Annotated in this window: 10 protein-coding genes; 4 read left to right on the forward strand and 6 right to left on the reverse strand. The window is 73.4% G+C overall.

Annotation, left to right across the window (positions count from 1 at the left end; all coding sequences use genetic code 11):
- Positions 1 to 43 precede the first annotated feature (43 nt).
- Together typA and ACIGXM_RS07580 are read right to left on the reverse strand one after the other, a co-directional pair.
- Positions 44 to 1,912, reverse strand: a complete 1,869-nt coding sequence (gene typA / locus ACIGXM_RS07575; protein ID WP_396557882.1) for a translational GTPase TypA — start codon at positions 1,910 to 1,912, stop codon at positions 44 to 46.
- Between the two features lie 171 nt (positions 1,913 to 2,083).
- Positions 2,084 to 3,676, reverse strand: coding sequence for an ABC transporter family substrate-binding protein (locus ACIGXM_RS07580; RefSeq protein WP_396557884.1), 1,593 nt, complete (start codon positions 3,674 to 3,676; stop codon positions 2,084 to 2,086).
- A gap of 123 nt (positions 3,677 to 3,799) precedes the next feature.
- Between ACIGXM_RS07580 and ACIGXM_RS07585 the strand changes: the two genes are divergently transcribed.
- The 3 genes from ACIGXM_RS07585 to ACIGXM_RS07595 are packed head-to-tail and all read left to right on the forward strand — an operon-like array spanning position 3,800 to position 7,280.
- A complete protein-coding gene (locus tag ACIGXM_RS07585) occupies positions 3,800 to 4,585 on the forward strand; it encodes a hypothetical protein (RefSeq protein WP_396557886.1) in 786 nt (261 codons plus the stop codon).
- An 11-nt stretch (positions 4,586 to 4,596) separates the two neighbouring features.
- Positions 4,597 to 6,510, forward strand: coding sequence for a fumarate reductase/succinate dehydrogenase flavoprotein subunit (locus ACIGXM_RS07590; RefSeq protein WP_396557888.1), 1,914 nt, complete (start codon positions 4,597 to 4,599; stop codon positions 6,508 to 6,510).
- A complete protein-coding gene (locus ACIGXM_RS07595) occupies positions 6,507 to 7,280 on the forward strand; it encodes a succinate dehydrogenase/fumarate reductase iron-sulfur subunit (RefSeq protein ID WP_396557890.1) in 774 nt (257 codons plus the stop codon). The genes ACIGXM_RS07590 and ACIGXM_RS07595 overlap by 4 nt, the downstream gene beginning before the upstream one ends.
- 58 nt (positions 7,281 to 7,338) lie before the next feature.
- Here ACIGXM_RS07595 and ACIGXM_RS07600 read toward each other — a convergent pair whose 3' ends face one another.
- The 4 genes from ACIGXM_RS07600 to ACIGXM_RS07615 all read right to left on the reverse strand — a co-directional run bounded on the left by ACIGXM_RS07600 (position 7,339) and on the right by ACIGXM_RS07615 (position 14,877).
- On the reverse strand, positions 7,339 to 10,047 hold the full coding sequence (locus tag ACIGXM_RS07600; RefSeq protein ID WP_396558366.1) for a SpoIIE family protein phosphatase: 2,709 nt from the start codon (positions 10,045 to 10,047) through the stop codon (positions 7,339 to 7,341).
- Between the two features lie 349 nt (positions 10,048 to 10,396).
- Complete coding sequence (locus ACIGXM_RS07605) at positions 10,397 to 13,051, reverse strand: SpoIIE family protein phosphatase (protein WP_396557892.1); 2,655 nt, start codon at positions 13,049 to 13,051, stop codon at positions 10,397 to 10,399.
- Between the two features lie 163 nt (positions 13,052 to 13,214).
- Entirely contained in the window at positions 13,215 to 13,616 is a 402-nt protein-coding gene (locus ACIGXM_RS07610; protein WP_396557894.1) for a (deoxy)nucleoside triphosphate pyrophosphohydrolase, read from the reverse strand.
- 445 nt (positions 13,617 to 14,061) lie between these two features.
- Positions 14,062 to 14,877 carry a methyltransferase domain-containing protein gene (locus tag ACIGXM_RS07615; RefSeq protein WP_396557896.1) on the reverse strand — a complete coding sequence of 272 codons (816 nt, stop codon included), beginning with the start codon at positions 14,875 to 14,877 and terminating at the stop codon, positions 14,062 to 14,064.
- A gap of 145 nt (positions 14,878 to 15,022) precedes the next feature.
- On the opposite strand from ACIGXM_RS07615, the gene ACIGXM_RS07620 reads away from it, so the two are divergent.
- On the forward strand, positions 15,023 to 15,607 hold the full coding sequence (locus tag ACIGXM_RS07620) for a pyridoxamine 5'-phosphate oxidase family protein (RefSeq protein WP_396557898.1): 585 nt from the start codon (positions 15,023 to 15,025) through the stop codon (positions 15,605 to 15,607).
- The last annotated feature ends 21 nt before the right edge of the window (positions 15,608 to 15,628 follow it).

Below are 15,628 nucleotides of genomic sequence, written 5' to 3' on the forward strand. Positions count from 1 at the left end.
TCCCCACCAGGGGAAGCCGGCCGACGGAACGAGCTGACGGAGGTCAGTTCTTCTTGGCGCGGGACGCGCTGCGACCGCGGTCCTTCTGGTCCAGCACGACCTTGCGGATGCGCACGGTCTCCGGGGTGACCTCGATGCACTCGTCGTCGCGGCAGAACTCCAGCGACTGCTCCAGCGAGAGCTTGCGCGGCGGCACGATGGACTCGGTCACGTCGGCCGTGGAGGAGCGCATGTTGGTGAGCTTCTTCTCCTTGGTGATGTTGACGTCCATGTCGTCCGAGCGCGAGTTCTCGCCGACGATCATGCCCTCGTAGACCTCGGTGCCCGGGTCGCAGAAGAGCACGCCGCGCTCCTGCAGGTTGGTCATCGCGAAGGCGGTCACCGCGCCGGCCCGGTCGGCCACCAGCGAGCCGTTGTTGCGGGTGCGCAGCTCGCCGAACCAGGGCTCGTGGCCCTCGAAGATCGAGTGCGCGATACCGGTGCCGCGGGTCTGGGTGAGGAACTCGGTGCGGAACCCGATCAGGCCGCGGGACGGGACGATCCACTCCATCCGGATCCAGCCGGAGCCGTGGTTGGTCATCGTCTCCATCCGGCCCTTGCGGGTCGCCATCAGCTGGGTGATCGCACCCAGGTGCTCCTCGGGGGAGTCGATGGTCATCCGCTCGATCGGCTCGTGGACCTTGCCGTTGACCTCCTTGGTGACCACCTCGGGCTTGCCGACGGTCAGCTCGAAGCCCTCCCGGCGCATGGTCTCGACCAGGATCGCCAGCGCCAGCTCGCCACGGCCCTGGACCTCCCAGGCGTCCGGGCGCTCGGTCGGCAGCACGCGCAGCGAGACGTTACCGACCAGCTCGCGGTCCAGGCGGTCCTTGACCAGGCGGGCGGTGACCTTGTGGCCCTTGCCGCCCTTGCCGACCAGCGGCGAGGTGTTGGTGCCGATGGTCATCGAGATGGCCGGCTCGTCCACCGTGATCAGCGGCAGCGCGATCGGGTTCTCCGGGTCGGCCAGGGTCTCGCCGATCATGATCTCCGGGATGCCGGCGACCGCGCAGATGTCACCCGGGCCCGCCTTCTCGGCCGGCTTGCGGGTGAGCGCCTCGGTCATCAGCAGCTCGGTGATGCGGACGTTGGAGATCGTGCCGTCGCGCTTGATCCACGCGACGGTCTGGCCCTTCTTGAGCTCGCCCTGCTCGACCCGGAGCAGCGCGATGCGGCCGAGGAAGTTGTCGGCGTCCAGGTTGGTGACGTGCGCCTGGAGCGGGGCCTCGTCGTCGTAGACCGGGGCCGGGACGGTCTCCAGCAGGGTGGAGAAGAACGGCTCCAGGCTGTCGCTGTCGGCCGGGACGGTGCCGTCCTCCGGCTTGGTCAGCGAGGCCACGCCGTCACGGGCGCAGGCGTAGACGATCGGGAACTCGATCTGCTCCTCGGTGGCGTCCAGGTCGAGGAAGAGGTCGTAGGTCTCGTTGATGACCTCGTCGATCCGGGAGTCCGGACGGTCGGTCTTGTTGATGCACAGGATGACCGGCAGCTTGGCGGTCAGCGCCTTGCGCAGCACGAAGCGGGTCTGCGGCAGCGGGCCCTCGGAGGCGTCCACCAGCAGGACGACCGCGTCCACCATCGACAGGCCGCGCTCGACCTCACCACCGAAGTCGGCGTGGCCGGGGGTGTCGATGATGTTGATGGTGATCGGCGCGCCACCGTCCTTCGGGTGGTACTTGACCGCGGTGTTCTTCGCGAGAATGGTGATGCCCTTCTCGCGCTCCAGGTCGTTCGAGTCCATCATGCGGTCGTCGAGGTGCTGGTGCGCGGCGAAGGCACCGGCCTGCTTGAGCATCGCGTCAACCAGGGTCGTCTTGCCGTGGTCGACGTGGGCGACGATAGCTACGTTGCGGATGTCGTTGCGCGTGGGCATGCGGAGCGAACTCTCCCGGAGTCGTGGGTTACGGCGCCCCGGCTGCGGCCTGCTGGCCGCCCATTCCCTTACCGGTCCACCCGCCGGGCAGGACATGCCTCGGCTGGTCCTATGGTACGTGTCCCGGCCAAGAGTGGCGGATTCGGGCAGGTCACCCCGGTCTCCGGCGGCTCAGTGCCGGAATCCCAGATCCTGGAAGCGCGGCCAGCCGAAGCCGTAGGCGCCCACCCCGGCCACCCCGTCACGGACCGCGACCAGCTCGGGACGCTGGAAGAGCGGGACCGAGTGGCCCAGCTGCCAGATCCGGGCGTCGGCCTGCTGGAGGATCTTCAGCCGGGCCTTCTGGTCGGCCTCGCCGGCCGCCCGGTCGAACAGTCGGTCGATCTCCTCGGTGCCGGTGCCGCCGTAGTTCAGCGCGTTCGTGGGCCGACCGTCCACACCCGGGCGGGGCTTGGCGTAGACCGCGCGCTCGTCCTCCGCCGGGAAGGCGGCGGCCGGCCAGGAGAAGAGCGCGAGGTCCCAGTCCCGCCCGGCCAGCTGGTCGTGGAAGCTGTCGGCCGGGGCGGCCTCCGGGTGGACCGCGATCCCGGCCGGGGCCAGGCCGGCCACCAGGGCTTCGGCGGCGCGGTGGGCGGTGGCGGAGCCGTCCGGGTAGAGCAGGTTCAGGCCCAGGTGCAGCTTCTTGGCGGTCGCCGCGAGCGCGCCGCTGTTGTCCTGGTAGCCCTCCTGGTCGGCCATCAGCAGGTGGTTGCCGAGCGGGACGACCGGCAGGCCGAGCGGGCGCAGCGCGGCCTCGGCCACCGCGCGGCGGTCCACCGCGGCGGCCACCGCGCGCCGCACGGCCGGGTCGGCGAGCGGGCCGCGCACGCCGTTCAGGGTCAGCTGGGTGAACGCCGCGGCGGCCGCCCGGTGCAGGGTGATCCCGGGCAGCGACTCGACGCGCTTGAGCGCCCGCGCCGAGGAGTCCACCGCGTCGGCCGACTGCGCGGCGCCCGGGCGGTCGATGACCCCCTCCACGGCGGCGACGTCCACGGCGCCCTTGCTCAGCGCTTCCAGCCGGTCGGACGTGGCCAGGAAGTCGATCCCGTCCACCTTCGCCGGCGCACCCCACCAGTGCGGGTTGCGCACCAGCGAGGCCCGGCCTTCCTTGGCGTCCAGCGACTTCAGCACCAGCGGACCGGCCGAGGCCGGCAGGCCGGCCGCCGGGTAGAGCGGGGCGAACAGGCCGCGCCAGGAGGCGTAGGGCCGCTTGAAGACCACCTTCACCTGGTGCGGCTCGGCACCCGGTCCGACCGAGGCGATCGCCGCGTACCCGGGGTGGGTGGCCTGCTGCGCCTTCCACTGGGCCGCGAAGTCCTCGACCGAGAGCGGCTTGCCGTCGCTCCAGACGGCCTTCGGGTTGAGCCGGTAGGTGACCGTCTGCGGCGCCTGGCCGCCGCCGCTCACCTCGGCACCGTCCAGGTAGTCCGGATCCGCGGTGGGCCGGCCCCGTTCGTCCACCCGGAACAGGCTGGGCAGCAGGGCGTGCGCGATCAGCGCGTCGTCGGCGGTGGCGGTGGGCCGGAAGACGTCGAGCGAGGCGGGGACCGCGTCCACCGCCCAGCGCAACGTCCCGCCGTCCCGCACCGCCGCCCGGTCACCCGGGCTGAGATCCGAGGCGGACCAGGTGGGCGATTCGGACGGCGGCGTGGCGGTGCACCCCGCCAGCACGCCGAGGGTCGCGGCGGCGGTGAACGTGCGGCGCAGGACCGAGAGCGTGGACATGCGTTCCACTGAACTGCACCGCCCACACGACGGACTGACGACACGACAACCTGGCACCCGGTCGGCCGAGCGAATCCTGTCAGAAGCCTTCCGATGGAATGTGATCAAGGTCACACTCGCAGGATGACCGCAACGACCACGCGCGCCGAGATACCGGAACGCACGCTCCGCACCGACCGCTGGTGGCTGCCGCAGCTCACCACCACGGCCGGCCTGCTGGTCTTCATCGGCTACTCGACCTGGCGGGCCTTCGAGGGGGCGCACTACTACGCGGCGCCCTACGTCTCGCCGTTCTACTCGCCCTGCCTGGCCGCCCGCTGCGTCCCGATGCGCGGCGGCGCCGACTGGGCGGTGGTCGGCGACTGGTGGCGGCTCTCCCCCGCGCTGCTGGTGCTGGTGTTCCCGCTCGGCTTCCGGCTGACCTGCTACTACTACCGCAAGGCGTACTACCGCGCGTTCTGGGCCTCCCCGCCGGCCTGCGCGGTGGGCGAGCAGCACGCCCGCTACACCGGGGAGACCCGGTTCCCGCTGATCCTGCAGAACCTGCACCGCTACTTCTTCTACCTGGCGATCCCGGTGGCCGGGATCCTCACGTACGACGCCGTGCTCGGGTTCCGCAACGCGGCCGGCCAGTGGGGGCACGCCGGTCTGGGCACCCTGGTGCTGCTCGGCAACGTCGCGCTGATCTGGGCGTACACGCTCTCCTGCCACTCCTGCCGGCACATCGTCGGCGGCCGGCTGCGGCACTTCTCCAGGCACCCGGTGCGCTACCGCGCCTGGCAGCTGGTCGGCCGGCTGAACGCCCGGCACATGCAGCTGGCCTGGCTCTCGCTGGCCTCGGTGGGCCTGGCCGACCTGTACGTGTACCTGGTCTCGTCCGGCGTCTTCGCCGACCCGAAGCTCTTCTGAGAGGAGCCTGCATGGACAGCTACGACGTGGTGGTGGTCGGCGCGGGCGGGGCCGGGCTGCGGGCCGCGATCGAGGCGCGCGAGCAGGGCATGCGGGTCGCGGTGATCTGCAAGTCGCTCTTCGGCAAGGCGCACACGGTGATGGCGGAGGGCGGGATCGCCGCCGCGATGGGCAACGTCAACAGCGGCGACGGCTGGCAGGTGCACTTCCGCGACACCATGCGCGGCGGCAAGTTCCTCAACCACTGGCGGATGGCCGAGCTGCACGCCAAGGAGGCGCCGGAGCGGGTCTGGGAGCTGGAGACCTGGGGCGCGCTCTTCGACCGGACCGCGGACGGCCGGATCTCCCAGCGCAACTTCGGCGGCCACGAGTACCCACGGCTCGCCCACGTCGGCGACCGGACCGGGCTGGAGCTGATCCGCACCCTGCAGCAGAAGGTGGTCCAGCTCCAGCAGCGGGACCACCGGGAGACCGGTGACTTCGAGGCCGGGCTCAAGGTCCTCCAGGAGCACACCGTCACCCGGCTGCTGCTCCACGACGGGAGGGTCGCCGGGGTCTTCGGGTACGTCCGGGAGAGCGGGCGGTTCTTCAGCCTGGCCGCGCCGGCCGTGGTGCTGGCCACCGGCGGGATCGGGAAGTCGTTCAAGGTGACGTCCAACTCCTGGGAGTACACCGGCGACGGCCACGCGCTGGCGCTGCTGGCCGGCGCCCGGCTGCTGAACATGGAGTTCGTCCAGTTCCACCCGACCGGCATGGTCTGGCCGCCCTCGGTCAAGGGGATCCTGGTCACCGAGTCGGTGCGCGGCGACGGCGGGGTGCTGCGCAACAGCGAGGGCCGCCGGTTCATGTTCGACTACGTGCCCGAGGTCTTCCGCCGCCAGTACGCCGAGACCGAGGCCGAGGCCGACCGCTGGTACACCGACCCGGACACCAACCGCCGCCCGCCCGAGCTGCTGCCCCGCGACGAGGTGGCCCGGGCGATCAACGCCGAGGTCAAGGCCGGCCGCGGCACCGCGCACGGCGGGGTCCACCTGGACGTCTCCAGTCGGCTGCCGGCCGAGGAGATCATCCGCCGGCTGCCCTCGATGCACCACCAGTTCAAGGAGCTGGCGGACGTGGACATCACCCGCGAGCCGATGGAGGTCGGGCCCACCTGCCACTACGTGATGGGCGGTGTCGAGGTGGACCCGGACACCGCGGCCAGCCCGACCGTCCCCGGCCTGTTCGCGGCGGGCGAGGTGGCCGGCGGCATGCACGGCTCCAACCGGCTCGGCGGCAACTCGCTCTCCGACCTGCTGGTCTTCGGCCGCCGGGCCGGACTGCACGCGGCCCGGTACGCGGCGGGACTGACGGACCGTCCGGCGCCCGAGCGGGCCGAGCTGGACGCGGCGGCGGCCGAGGCACTGGCCCCCTTCGACGAGGGCACCGAGAACCCGTACGCGCTGCACCAGGAGCTCCAGCAGACCATGAACGACCTGGTCGGCATCATCCGCCGGGCGGGCGAGATGAAGCGGGCGCTGGAGCGCCTCGCCGTGCTGCGCGACCGGGCCGCCCGGCTCTCGGTGGAGGGCCACCGGCAGTTCAACCCCGGCTGGCACCTGGCCCTGGACCTGCGCAACATGCTGCTGGTCTCGGAGTGCGTGGCGCAGGCCGCGCTGCTGCGCCGGGAGAGCCGTGGCGGACACACCCGCGAGGACTGGCCCGGGATGGACCGCGACTGGCGCCGGGTCAACCTGGTCTGCGGCCTGGGCCCGGAGGGCGTCCGGGTGGCCCGGCAGGCCAACCCGCCGATCCGACCGGACCTGCTGGCCCTGTTCGGCCAGGCGGAACTGGCGAAGTACCTCACCCCGGAGGAACTCGCCGAAGCGAGCGACAGGCAGGACGAGCGGCGCGGGCAGGCCGAGCAGGAGGGGGAGGGCCGATGAGCCAGCAGGCCGAGTTCCGGATCTGGCGCGGCGAGGGCGGGCGAGGCGGCTTCGCCTCGTACCAGGTGGAGGTCAACGAGGGCGAGGTGGTGCTCGACCTGGTGCACCGGCTGCAGGCCACCCAGGCGCCCGACCTCGCGGTCCGCTGGAACTGCAAGGCGGGCAAGTGCGGCTCGTGCAGCGCCGAGGTCAACGGGCTGCCACGGCTGCTCTGCATGACCCGGATGTCCACCCTGCCGGCCGGCGAGCCGGTGGTGCTCACCCCGCTGCGGGCCTTCCCCTCGGTGCGCGACCTGGTCACCGACGTCTCGTTCAACTACGCCAAGGCCCGCGAGGTGCCGGCCTTCGTGCCGCCGGACGGGCTGGCGCCCGGCGAGTACCGGATGCGGCAGGAGGACGTGCAGCGCTCGCAGGAGTTCCGCAAGTGCATCGAGTGCTTCCTCTGCCAGGACACCTGCCACGCGGTGCGCGACCACGAGGAGAACCACGGCGCGTTCGCCGGACCGCGGTTCCTGATGCGGGTGGCCGAGCTGGACATGCACCCGCTGGACGCCGCCGCCGAGACCGGGCTGGACCGCCGGGCGACCGCCCAGGACGTGCACGGGCTCGGCTACTGCAACATCACCAAGTGCTGCACCGAGGTCTGCCCCGAGCACATCCGGATCACCGACAACGCGCTGATCCCGCTCAAGGAACGGGTCGCCGACCGCAAGTACGACCCGCTGGTCTGGCTCGGCTCGAAGATCGGGCTGCGCCGGCCGGGGTCGTAGCCGGCGACCGGTCGCCCTGGCCGGCCGCCGCCTCGGTCGGCCAGGGCATCCACGTCGGTCAGGGCGTCAGCTCGAACCAGACGATCTTGCCGTGCGGGGTCCGCCGGCTGCCCCAGCGCTCGGCCAGCAGGCTGACCAGCTGGAGGCCGCGGCCGCCCTCGTCGGTCTCCTGGGCGCGGCGCCGGCGGGGCTGTGCGTAGCCGTCGTCCCAGACCTCGCAGACCACCGTGCTGTCGCACAGCAGCCGCAGCCGGATGTCGCCCCGGCCGTGCCGCAGCGCGTTCGTCACCAGCTCGCTGACCAGCAGCTCGGTGGTGTCCACCAGCTCGTCCAGGCCGCGCACCAGCAGCCAGCCGCAGGCCAGTTCGCGGGCCTTGGCGACCGAGGTGGGCTCGGGCGGCAGCCGCCAGTCGCCGACCGCGTCCTCCGGGAAGGCCCGGACCCGGGCCATCAGCAGGGCGATGTCGTCCTCGCCGTGGTGCGGGTCGAGCTCGCTGAGCACCTCGTCGCAGAGCGTCTCCAGCACCGGGGTGCCGGCCTGCAGGGCGTTCCGGAAGGCCAGCAGGCCCTCGTCCAACTGGTGCTTGCGCGACTCCACCAGGCCGTCGGTGTAGAGGCCGAGCAGGGCGCCGTCCGGCAGCACCAGGGTGACCTCCTCGAACGGCTCGCCGCCGACGCCCAGCGGCAGCCCGGGCGGCACGTCCAGCATCCGGGCGACCGGTGTGGGATCGGCGCCGCCGACGGGGCTGAGCAGCACCGGCGGCAGGTGGCCGGCGTTGGCGAAGACGCAGCGCCTGGTCACCGCGTCGAAGACGGCGTAGACGCAGGTGGCCAGGTAGACCTCGGGGGCGTCGTCGCCGGCCGGCTGGGCCGGCTTGCCGTAGCCGGTCAGCGTGGTCGGGCCCGGGTCGCCCAGCCCGCGGGCGATCTCGTCCAGCGCGCCGAGCACCTCGGCCGGCTCCAGGTCGAGCATCGCCAGCGTCCGCACCGCGGTGCGCAACTGACCCATCGCCACGGCGGCCCGCAGCCCACGGCCCATCACGTCGCCGATCACCAGCGCGGTGCGGTGACCGGGCAGCGGGATCACGTCGAACCAGTCGCCGCCGACCTCGGTGTTGTTGTTGCTCGGCCGGTAGCGGCAGGCGATCTCCAGCCCGGCGGCCTCCGGGTTGCCGGGGGGCAGCAGGCTGCGCTGGAGGATCAGCGCGCGCTCGTGCTCGCGGCGGTAGAGCCGGGCGTTGTCGACGCAGACCGCGGCGCGGGCGGCGATCTCCTCGGCGATCGCGACGTCCCGGGCGTCGAAGGGCTCGCTGCCGATCGCCCGGGAGAGCTGGATCAGGCCGAGCACGACGTCCCGGGCGACCAGCGGCACCACCAGGGTGCTGCGCAGCAGCGGGTCCGGGCCGGGCTCGGGGATGGCGCTGCGGCCGGTGCGCAGCGCCCTGGCGTGCGGCGAGCGCGGCGGGTAGCAGAGCGTCCCGCCGGCCTCCGCGGTGGGCAACTGGGCGTCGGTGGGGAGGGCTTCACCACCCAGCACCGAGGCGGCACCACCGACCACCGAGGAGACCGCCACCCGGCGCAGCTCGCCGCTGCCGTCGTAGGGCGCGCCGTACGGTCCGGGGCCGGTGGGGCTGAGCGAGGGGCCGCTCTCGCCGGAGAGCAGCGCCGAGTACAGGTCGACCGTGGCCAGGTCGCAGAACTGCGGGACCACCACGTCGAGCAGTTCCTTGGCGGTGGTCTCCAGGTCGAGGGTCGAGCCGATGTGCGCGCTGGCCTCGTTGACCAGGGCGAGGTTGCGCCGGACGCCGGCCGCCTCGCGCTCGGCGACGTGCCGGCTGGTGACGTCCTGCACCTGGCCGGCCACGCCCATCGGGCGCTCGCCGGGGCCGGAGAGCCGGTAGAGCGAGATCGCCCAGCGGCGGTTGCCGTCCCGGGTCGGCACCGCGCCGCTGAAGCGCAGGTCCACCACCGGGTCGCCGGTGTCCAGCACCTGACGCAGCGCCGCCTGCAGGCGCTCGGCCTCGGAGGCCGAGAAGAGGTCGTGCGGGGTGAGGCCCTCCAGCCCCTCGGGCTCGACGCCGACCGCCTCGGCGAAGGCCCGGTTCACCCGTTGCAGCTTGAGCTGCCGGTCGAAGAGGAAGAAGCCGCTCGGGGTCTGCCCGAAGACCGCCTCGGAGGCGGCCAGGTCGGTCTCGATCCGGCGGAGCTTGCCCAGGTCGACGGCGAGACAGAGCGCGCCGGGGCTGCCGTCGGCCGTCGGGCCGCCGTCGGCCACGGTGGGGCCGTCCCGGTCGGCGCGGTCGGCCTCCCGGCCGGAGCCGGTGGCGGGCATCAGGTAGACCTCGGCCAGGCCCTCCGCACCCTCGCGGTCCCGGTACGGGACGGTGCCGACCCACTCCTCGCCGGCCAGCGTCCGCGCCAGCCGCTCCCGGCCGCGCCGCCACAGCTCGCGCGGGACCAGGGTGGTCACCGGGTCGGCGCCGACCACCTCGGCGGCCGGCAGCTCGAAGAAGTCGGCGGCCCGGTCGCTCCACTGGCTGATCCGGCCGTCCGGACCGATCGCGAAGGTGGCGACCCGGATGTACTCGTAGATCGACCCCGGATCGCTGTGGCCCCAACGGGACCGGTCCGGGGCCTGGCCCGAAACGGTGGTGGCGGCGGGATCCGCGGGCGGCGGGACCGTCTCCGCGGCACCGCCGGCCCTGGCGCCCGGCTGCCCGGGTACGGCGGCATGGCCACCACCAGTCAGCGCTTCCCGCGCCGGCATGCTGTTCAAGGACCGACCCCTCCAACCCGCGCCCATCCGGATGTCGAGAGAACCGAGTATTCATCATCCGGGGGCAGGCGCACACGCCCGCGACATCACAACATCAAATCGAGGGAAGGAATTTGTTCCCAACCCCGCACCACCAGCCTGCCACGTTCGCGCCCCTGGTCCACACCCGTGCGCCCGCCATCACCTTGACATGAACGGGTCTTCACGGACTCCCAGGCTGATCCCCACCTTTCGACTGTTCGTACGATCAACCCGTTCGCATCATTCCCAGGCCGGTTCCCTACCCGGGAATCGCCCGGCGACTCCCATCCGACCCGGCGGCCCGACCCAGCGGCCCGGCTCAACCGCCCAGCTCCTGCTCGAACCAGACCACCTTGCCCATCCCCTCCGCGCGGGCGCCCCAGCGCAGCGCCAGGCTGCGGACCAGCTCCAGGCCGCGACCGCCCTCGTCCGCCGCGGCGGCGTGCCGCTCCCGCGGCGGGTCGGGCAGCGGGTCGGAGATCTCCACCAGCAAGGTGTCACCGAGCGTCAGCCGTACCCCGATCGGCGCGCTGGCGTACCGGACCGAGTTGGTGACCAGCTCGCTCACCAGCAGTTCGGCGACGTCCGTCAGGTCGTCGACCGCCCACTCCTGCAAGGCGCCGCGGACCAGCCGGCGGGCCCGGGAGACCGCGGCGGGCTCCGCCGGAAGCGTCCAGCCGACCGTGCGCGCGCCCTCCTCGCCACGGCCGAGCCGGGCCAGCAGCAGCGCGACGTCGTCCGGCTCGCGACCCTGCTCCATGGTGTCCAGCACCGCCTCGCAGGCGTGCTGGATCGACAGGTACGGCTTCTCCAGCACCGACTGCAGCCGGCCGAGTCCGACGTCCAGGTCCTTGTCCCGGGACTCCACCAGGCCGTCCGTGCAGAGGGCCAGCACGCTGCCCTCCGGGATCACCAGCTCGACCGCCTCGAACGGGACGCCGCCCACCCCGAGCGGCGCGCCCGAGGGCAGGTCCAGCACCCGCCCCTCGCCGCCCGGCAGCGGACTGCCGCCCCGGGCCGGGCCGGCCAGCGGCGGCACCACCAGGACCGGCGGGATGTGCCCCGCCTTGGCCACCACCAGCCGCGCGGTGGCCGGGTCGTAGACCGCGTACACGCAGGTGGCCAGCAGCGCCTCGTCCGGGCCCTGGGCCAGGTCGTCGGCCAGCTCGTGGACGTGCCGCAGCAGCACGTCGGGCGGCAGGTCCAGGGCGGCCAACACCCGGACCGCGGTGCGCAGCCGGCCCATCGTGGCGGCGGCCCGCAGGCCGTGGCCCATCACGTCGCCGACCACCAGCGCGGTGCGGTCGCCGGGCAGCGGGATCACGTCGAACCAGTCGCCGCCGACCTCGGTGCCGCTGCTGCCGGGGACGTAGCGGTAGGCCACCTCGACCCCGGTGGGCTGCGGGACCTGCTGCGGCAGCAGGGTCCGTTGCAGGGTCAGCGCGGCGGTGCGCTCGCGGGCGTAGAGCCGGGCGTTGTCCAGCGAGCTGCCGGCCCGGTCGGCCAGCTCCACCGAGAAGGCCAGGTCGTCGCGGTCGAAGGCCTCGCGGCGGCCGGCCCGGCTGAGCACCAGCAGCCCGATCACGATCCCCCGGGCCCGCAGCGGGACCACCAGCATGGAGTGCGCGCCGAGCTCCAGGGCAGCCCGCACCTTGGGGTCGCCGGGGTAGGTGGCATCCTCCAACTCCACAGCGCCGGAGAGGAGTTCGGGCACGCCGGTGCGCAGCACCCGACCGTAGCAGGACTCGTCGGCGAAGGTGATCCGGGCTCCCCGACGGAGCATCACCTCCACCTCCTCGCCGTCCTCGGTGGCCGCCACCCCGAGCTGCAGCAGCGAGGTGCGCCGGTCGTGCGCGTGCCGCGGCAGGTCGTCACCGTGCGCGACCGCCTGCAGCAGGATCACCGAGGCGAAGTCGGCCAGCCGCGGCACCACCGCGCTGGCCAGCTCCTGGGCGATCCGGGAGGCGTCCAGCAGGTCGCCGGCCCGGGAGCCGAACTCGTTCAGCAGCGCCAGCCGGCGGCGGGCGTGCTCGACCTTGGCCACCGCGCGGTAACGGTCGGTCACGTCCATCACGGTGCCGGAGATGCCGAGCACCCTGCCGCCGCGGTCGGTCAGCCGGCTGTAGGACATCGAGCGGTAGCCGGAGCGGGCGGTCAGCGGCGAGGCGAGGGTCACGTCGATCACCGGCTCGCCGGTGGCCAGCACCTGGCGCTGGATCACGGTGATCTCGTCGGCGGCCCGCTCGGGCAGGGTCTCGCCGGTGGTCCGGCCGACGTGGTCCTCGGCGGCCACCCCGTTCATCTCGGCCAGGGTCTGGTTGACGGCGGTGTAGCGCAGTTCGGTGTCCAGCACCGCGATGCCGAGCGGGGACTGCTCGAAGAGCGCGTCACGGACCGCGAGGTCCCGCTCGACCGCCTGCAGCGAGTCCGCCTCGGCCAGCGCCACCAGCAGGAACGGGGTGCCGTCGCCGTCCACCAGCAGCGAGATCCGGGCCTCCACCGGGACCCTGCCGCCGTCCTGGTGGCGCAGCTCGGTCAGGCCCTTCCAGCTGCCGGTGCGCAGCGCGGTCGCGAAGGCCGCGCGGGTGTCGGGGACCAGCCGCTCGTCGACCACCAGCTCCTCGATCCGGCGGCCCACCAGGACCTCGCTCGGCCAGCCCAGCAGCTCCTCGGCGGCCGGGCTCCAGAGCGCCACCCGGCCGGCGGTGTCGAGCATCGCGATGGAGACCCGGACCACGTCGAAGAGGCTGCCCCGGGTGTGCTCGGCGGTGTCCACGTCGGGGGTGGGACCGGCGCCGGGGAAGGGCGCGCAGGCGGCGCCGCGCGGGGCGGTGACCAGCTCGACGGGGGCCGGCCGTGCGGGGTTCCCGGCGGTGGTCCTCCGCGACGGCCGGGAGAGCCGCAGCCGGGCCCGGGCGGACGCACTGCCGGTGCGCCGTGGGAGGCCACCGGCGCCGCTACCCGTACTCGTCACCGACAGGGCCTCCGGGTCTCGGGCGGAGCGTCCGGGCTGGGGGATGCCCGGACAACGTTCGGGTCATCTTTTCCGATTGGCCTACCAAGAGTCGCGTCGCCGCGCCGAACGGGCTCCGCGTGGCACCCCGGACCGCCCAACCGACCCGGACCGCTCAACCGGCTCAGCCGGCGTGACCGGCCAGCAGCCGGGCCACCTCGGGCAGCACCTCGCGGTCGTGCTCCAGCCAGTCCACCTCGGCCAGCTCGTGCGGCCCCAGCCAGCGCAGCTCGGAGTGGTCCTCCAGCGGCTGCGGCTCGCCCGCCAGCAGTTCGGCGGCCCAGATCCGCAGCACCAGCCCGGTCCGGATCGGCCACTCGCCGGGCAGCTGCTCGCCCGCCCGGGCGCGCACCCCCAGCTCCTCGTACAGCTCGCGCTCCAGCGCCTGCTGCTCGGTCTCCCCCGGCTCGGTCTTGCCGCCGGGGAACTCCCATCGCCCGGCCACCTCGGCCGGCGCACTGCGCCTGGCGGCCAGCACCCGACCCCGGTGGATCAGGGCACCGCCGACGACGATCCGGTTCTCCATGCCCCGACCCTACGACGCCGCCGGGACGACGCGGTGAACCGGGCGCACCGGGACGGGGAACGCCGCCGCACGCGCGGATTGACGGCCGTTGAAGCGGCGTGCGACCGGTGACAGGGGGCACGGTCACCGGGAGGAGGCAGCGCGGCGGGCCGGGCCCGGCTCGGTGGGGGTCGAGTCGGGCCCGGGCCGCCGCCGGCCGTCCCTGGCGCCGAGGCTAGGGGCGGCCCGCTAACGGGACGTACCAACGAGGTTTCCGCGATGTCATTTCCGGGCCGTCGGGGCATCCACGCCCGCGCCCGCGCCCCCGTTCTCCCCCGTCCAACTACCGCAAGGGTGGACCGGCGACCGCGTCGGCGCAAGGTCCTGGCCGGGGCTTGGACGGCATCGTTCGGCGACGCGCCCCCTCGACGGAACGCCGCGCCCCGCCCACCCCCGCGTCCGCCGGTCAGCCGCGGGCCAGGATCTCGCCGTGCAGCACGCCGAACCAGCCGTCCGGCTCGACCGTCCAGTGCCGCCAGCCGGCGGCGATCCGCTCCAGCTCCGCCCGGTCCGCGATGCCCCGGGCCAGCGCGGTGGCCGCCAGCCCCGAGCCGGTGGTCCGTTCCGCCCAGGACTCACCCCACCACAGCCGCTCACCGGGTGACGCGAACGTCCAACTCGAGCTGCTCGCCCGCACCTCGGCGAAGCCGGCCGCGTGCGCCCAGGCCAACAGCCGCCGCCCGGCGTCCGGTTCGCCACCGTTGGCCCGGGCGGTCTGTCGGTACAGGTCCAACCACGCTGCCAGCTCCGGCAGTTCGGGGTACCAGGTCATCGCCGCGTAGTCGGCGTCGCGGGCCGCCACCGCACCGTCGGGCGCCACCACCCGGCGCATCTCGCGCAGCACCGCCACCGGGTCGGCGACGTGCTGCAGCACCTGGTGGGCGTGCACCACGTCGAACTCGCCGCCCGTGAAGGGTAGTTCGCCGGCGTCCGCGACCTCGAACCGGATGTTCCGCAGCCCTCGGCCGGCGGCGTGCGCGGCGGCCTGCGCCAGCACCTCGGCCGAGCTGTCCACCGCCACCACCCGCCCTTCGGGGCCGACCAGTTCGGCCAGGTCGGCGGTGATCGTGCCGGCACCGCAGCCGACGTCCAGCACCGCCTGGCCCGGGCGCAGTTCGGCCAGCAGGTAGCCGGCCGAGTTGGCCGCCGTCCGGGTGCGGTGCGAACGCAGCACGGCGTTCTGGTAGCCGTGGGTGTAGGTGGCGCTCTGATGGTCCGTCATGTCCACTCCCCTGCCCGGGCCGGCCGACCGCCGACCGCTGCCCGCAGACTAGTAGCGTCCCATTCCTCAAGAAACATCGTCTCGCATGACAAGACAAAGGAGCCAGGTCCTCCCGTTCCGCGAGGGCGCTCCGGATAATCGGGGCATGGGAAAGGTCTACGAACGCATCGACGGCAGGCTGCGCACGTTCATCGAGGCCCAGCACGTCTTCTTCACCGCCACCGCGCCGTTGGCCTCCGACGGCCACGTCAACGTCTCCCCCAAGGGCCGCTCCGGCACCCTGGCGATCCTGGACGAACTCACCCTGGCCTACCTGGACTTCGGCGGCAGCACCGCCGAGACCATCGCCCACCTGCGGGAGAACTCCCGGATCACGCTGATGTGGTGCGCCTTCACCGGGCCGCCCACCGTGGTCCGGGTGCACGGCCGCGGCGAGCCGGTGTTCCGCGACGATCCGCGGTTCGCCGAGCTGCTGGCGCACTTCGACCCCGCGGCGGACGGGCCCGGACTGCGGGCGATCATCCTGGTCCGGGCCGAGCGGGTGAGCGACTCCTGCGGCTTCGCCGTCCCGTTCCTCGAGTACCGCGAGGACCGGCCGCTGCACGCCGAGTACTTCGGCCGCAAGAGCGAGGAGGAGTTCGCCGCCTACTGCGCCGGCAAGGAGCTGAACGGGGTGAGCGTGGACGGGCTGCCGGCCCTCCCACTGCCGCTGCCGCCGCGCCGGGTCTGAACCACGGCGCGGGCAGCCGCC

This window comes from Kitasatospora sp. NPDC052896 (genome assembly GCF_044547075.1).
Taxonomy (GTDB): domain Bacteria; phylum Actinomycetota; class Actinomycetes; order Streptomycetales; family Streptomycetaceae; genus Kitasatospora.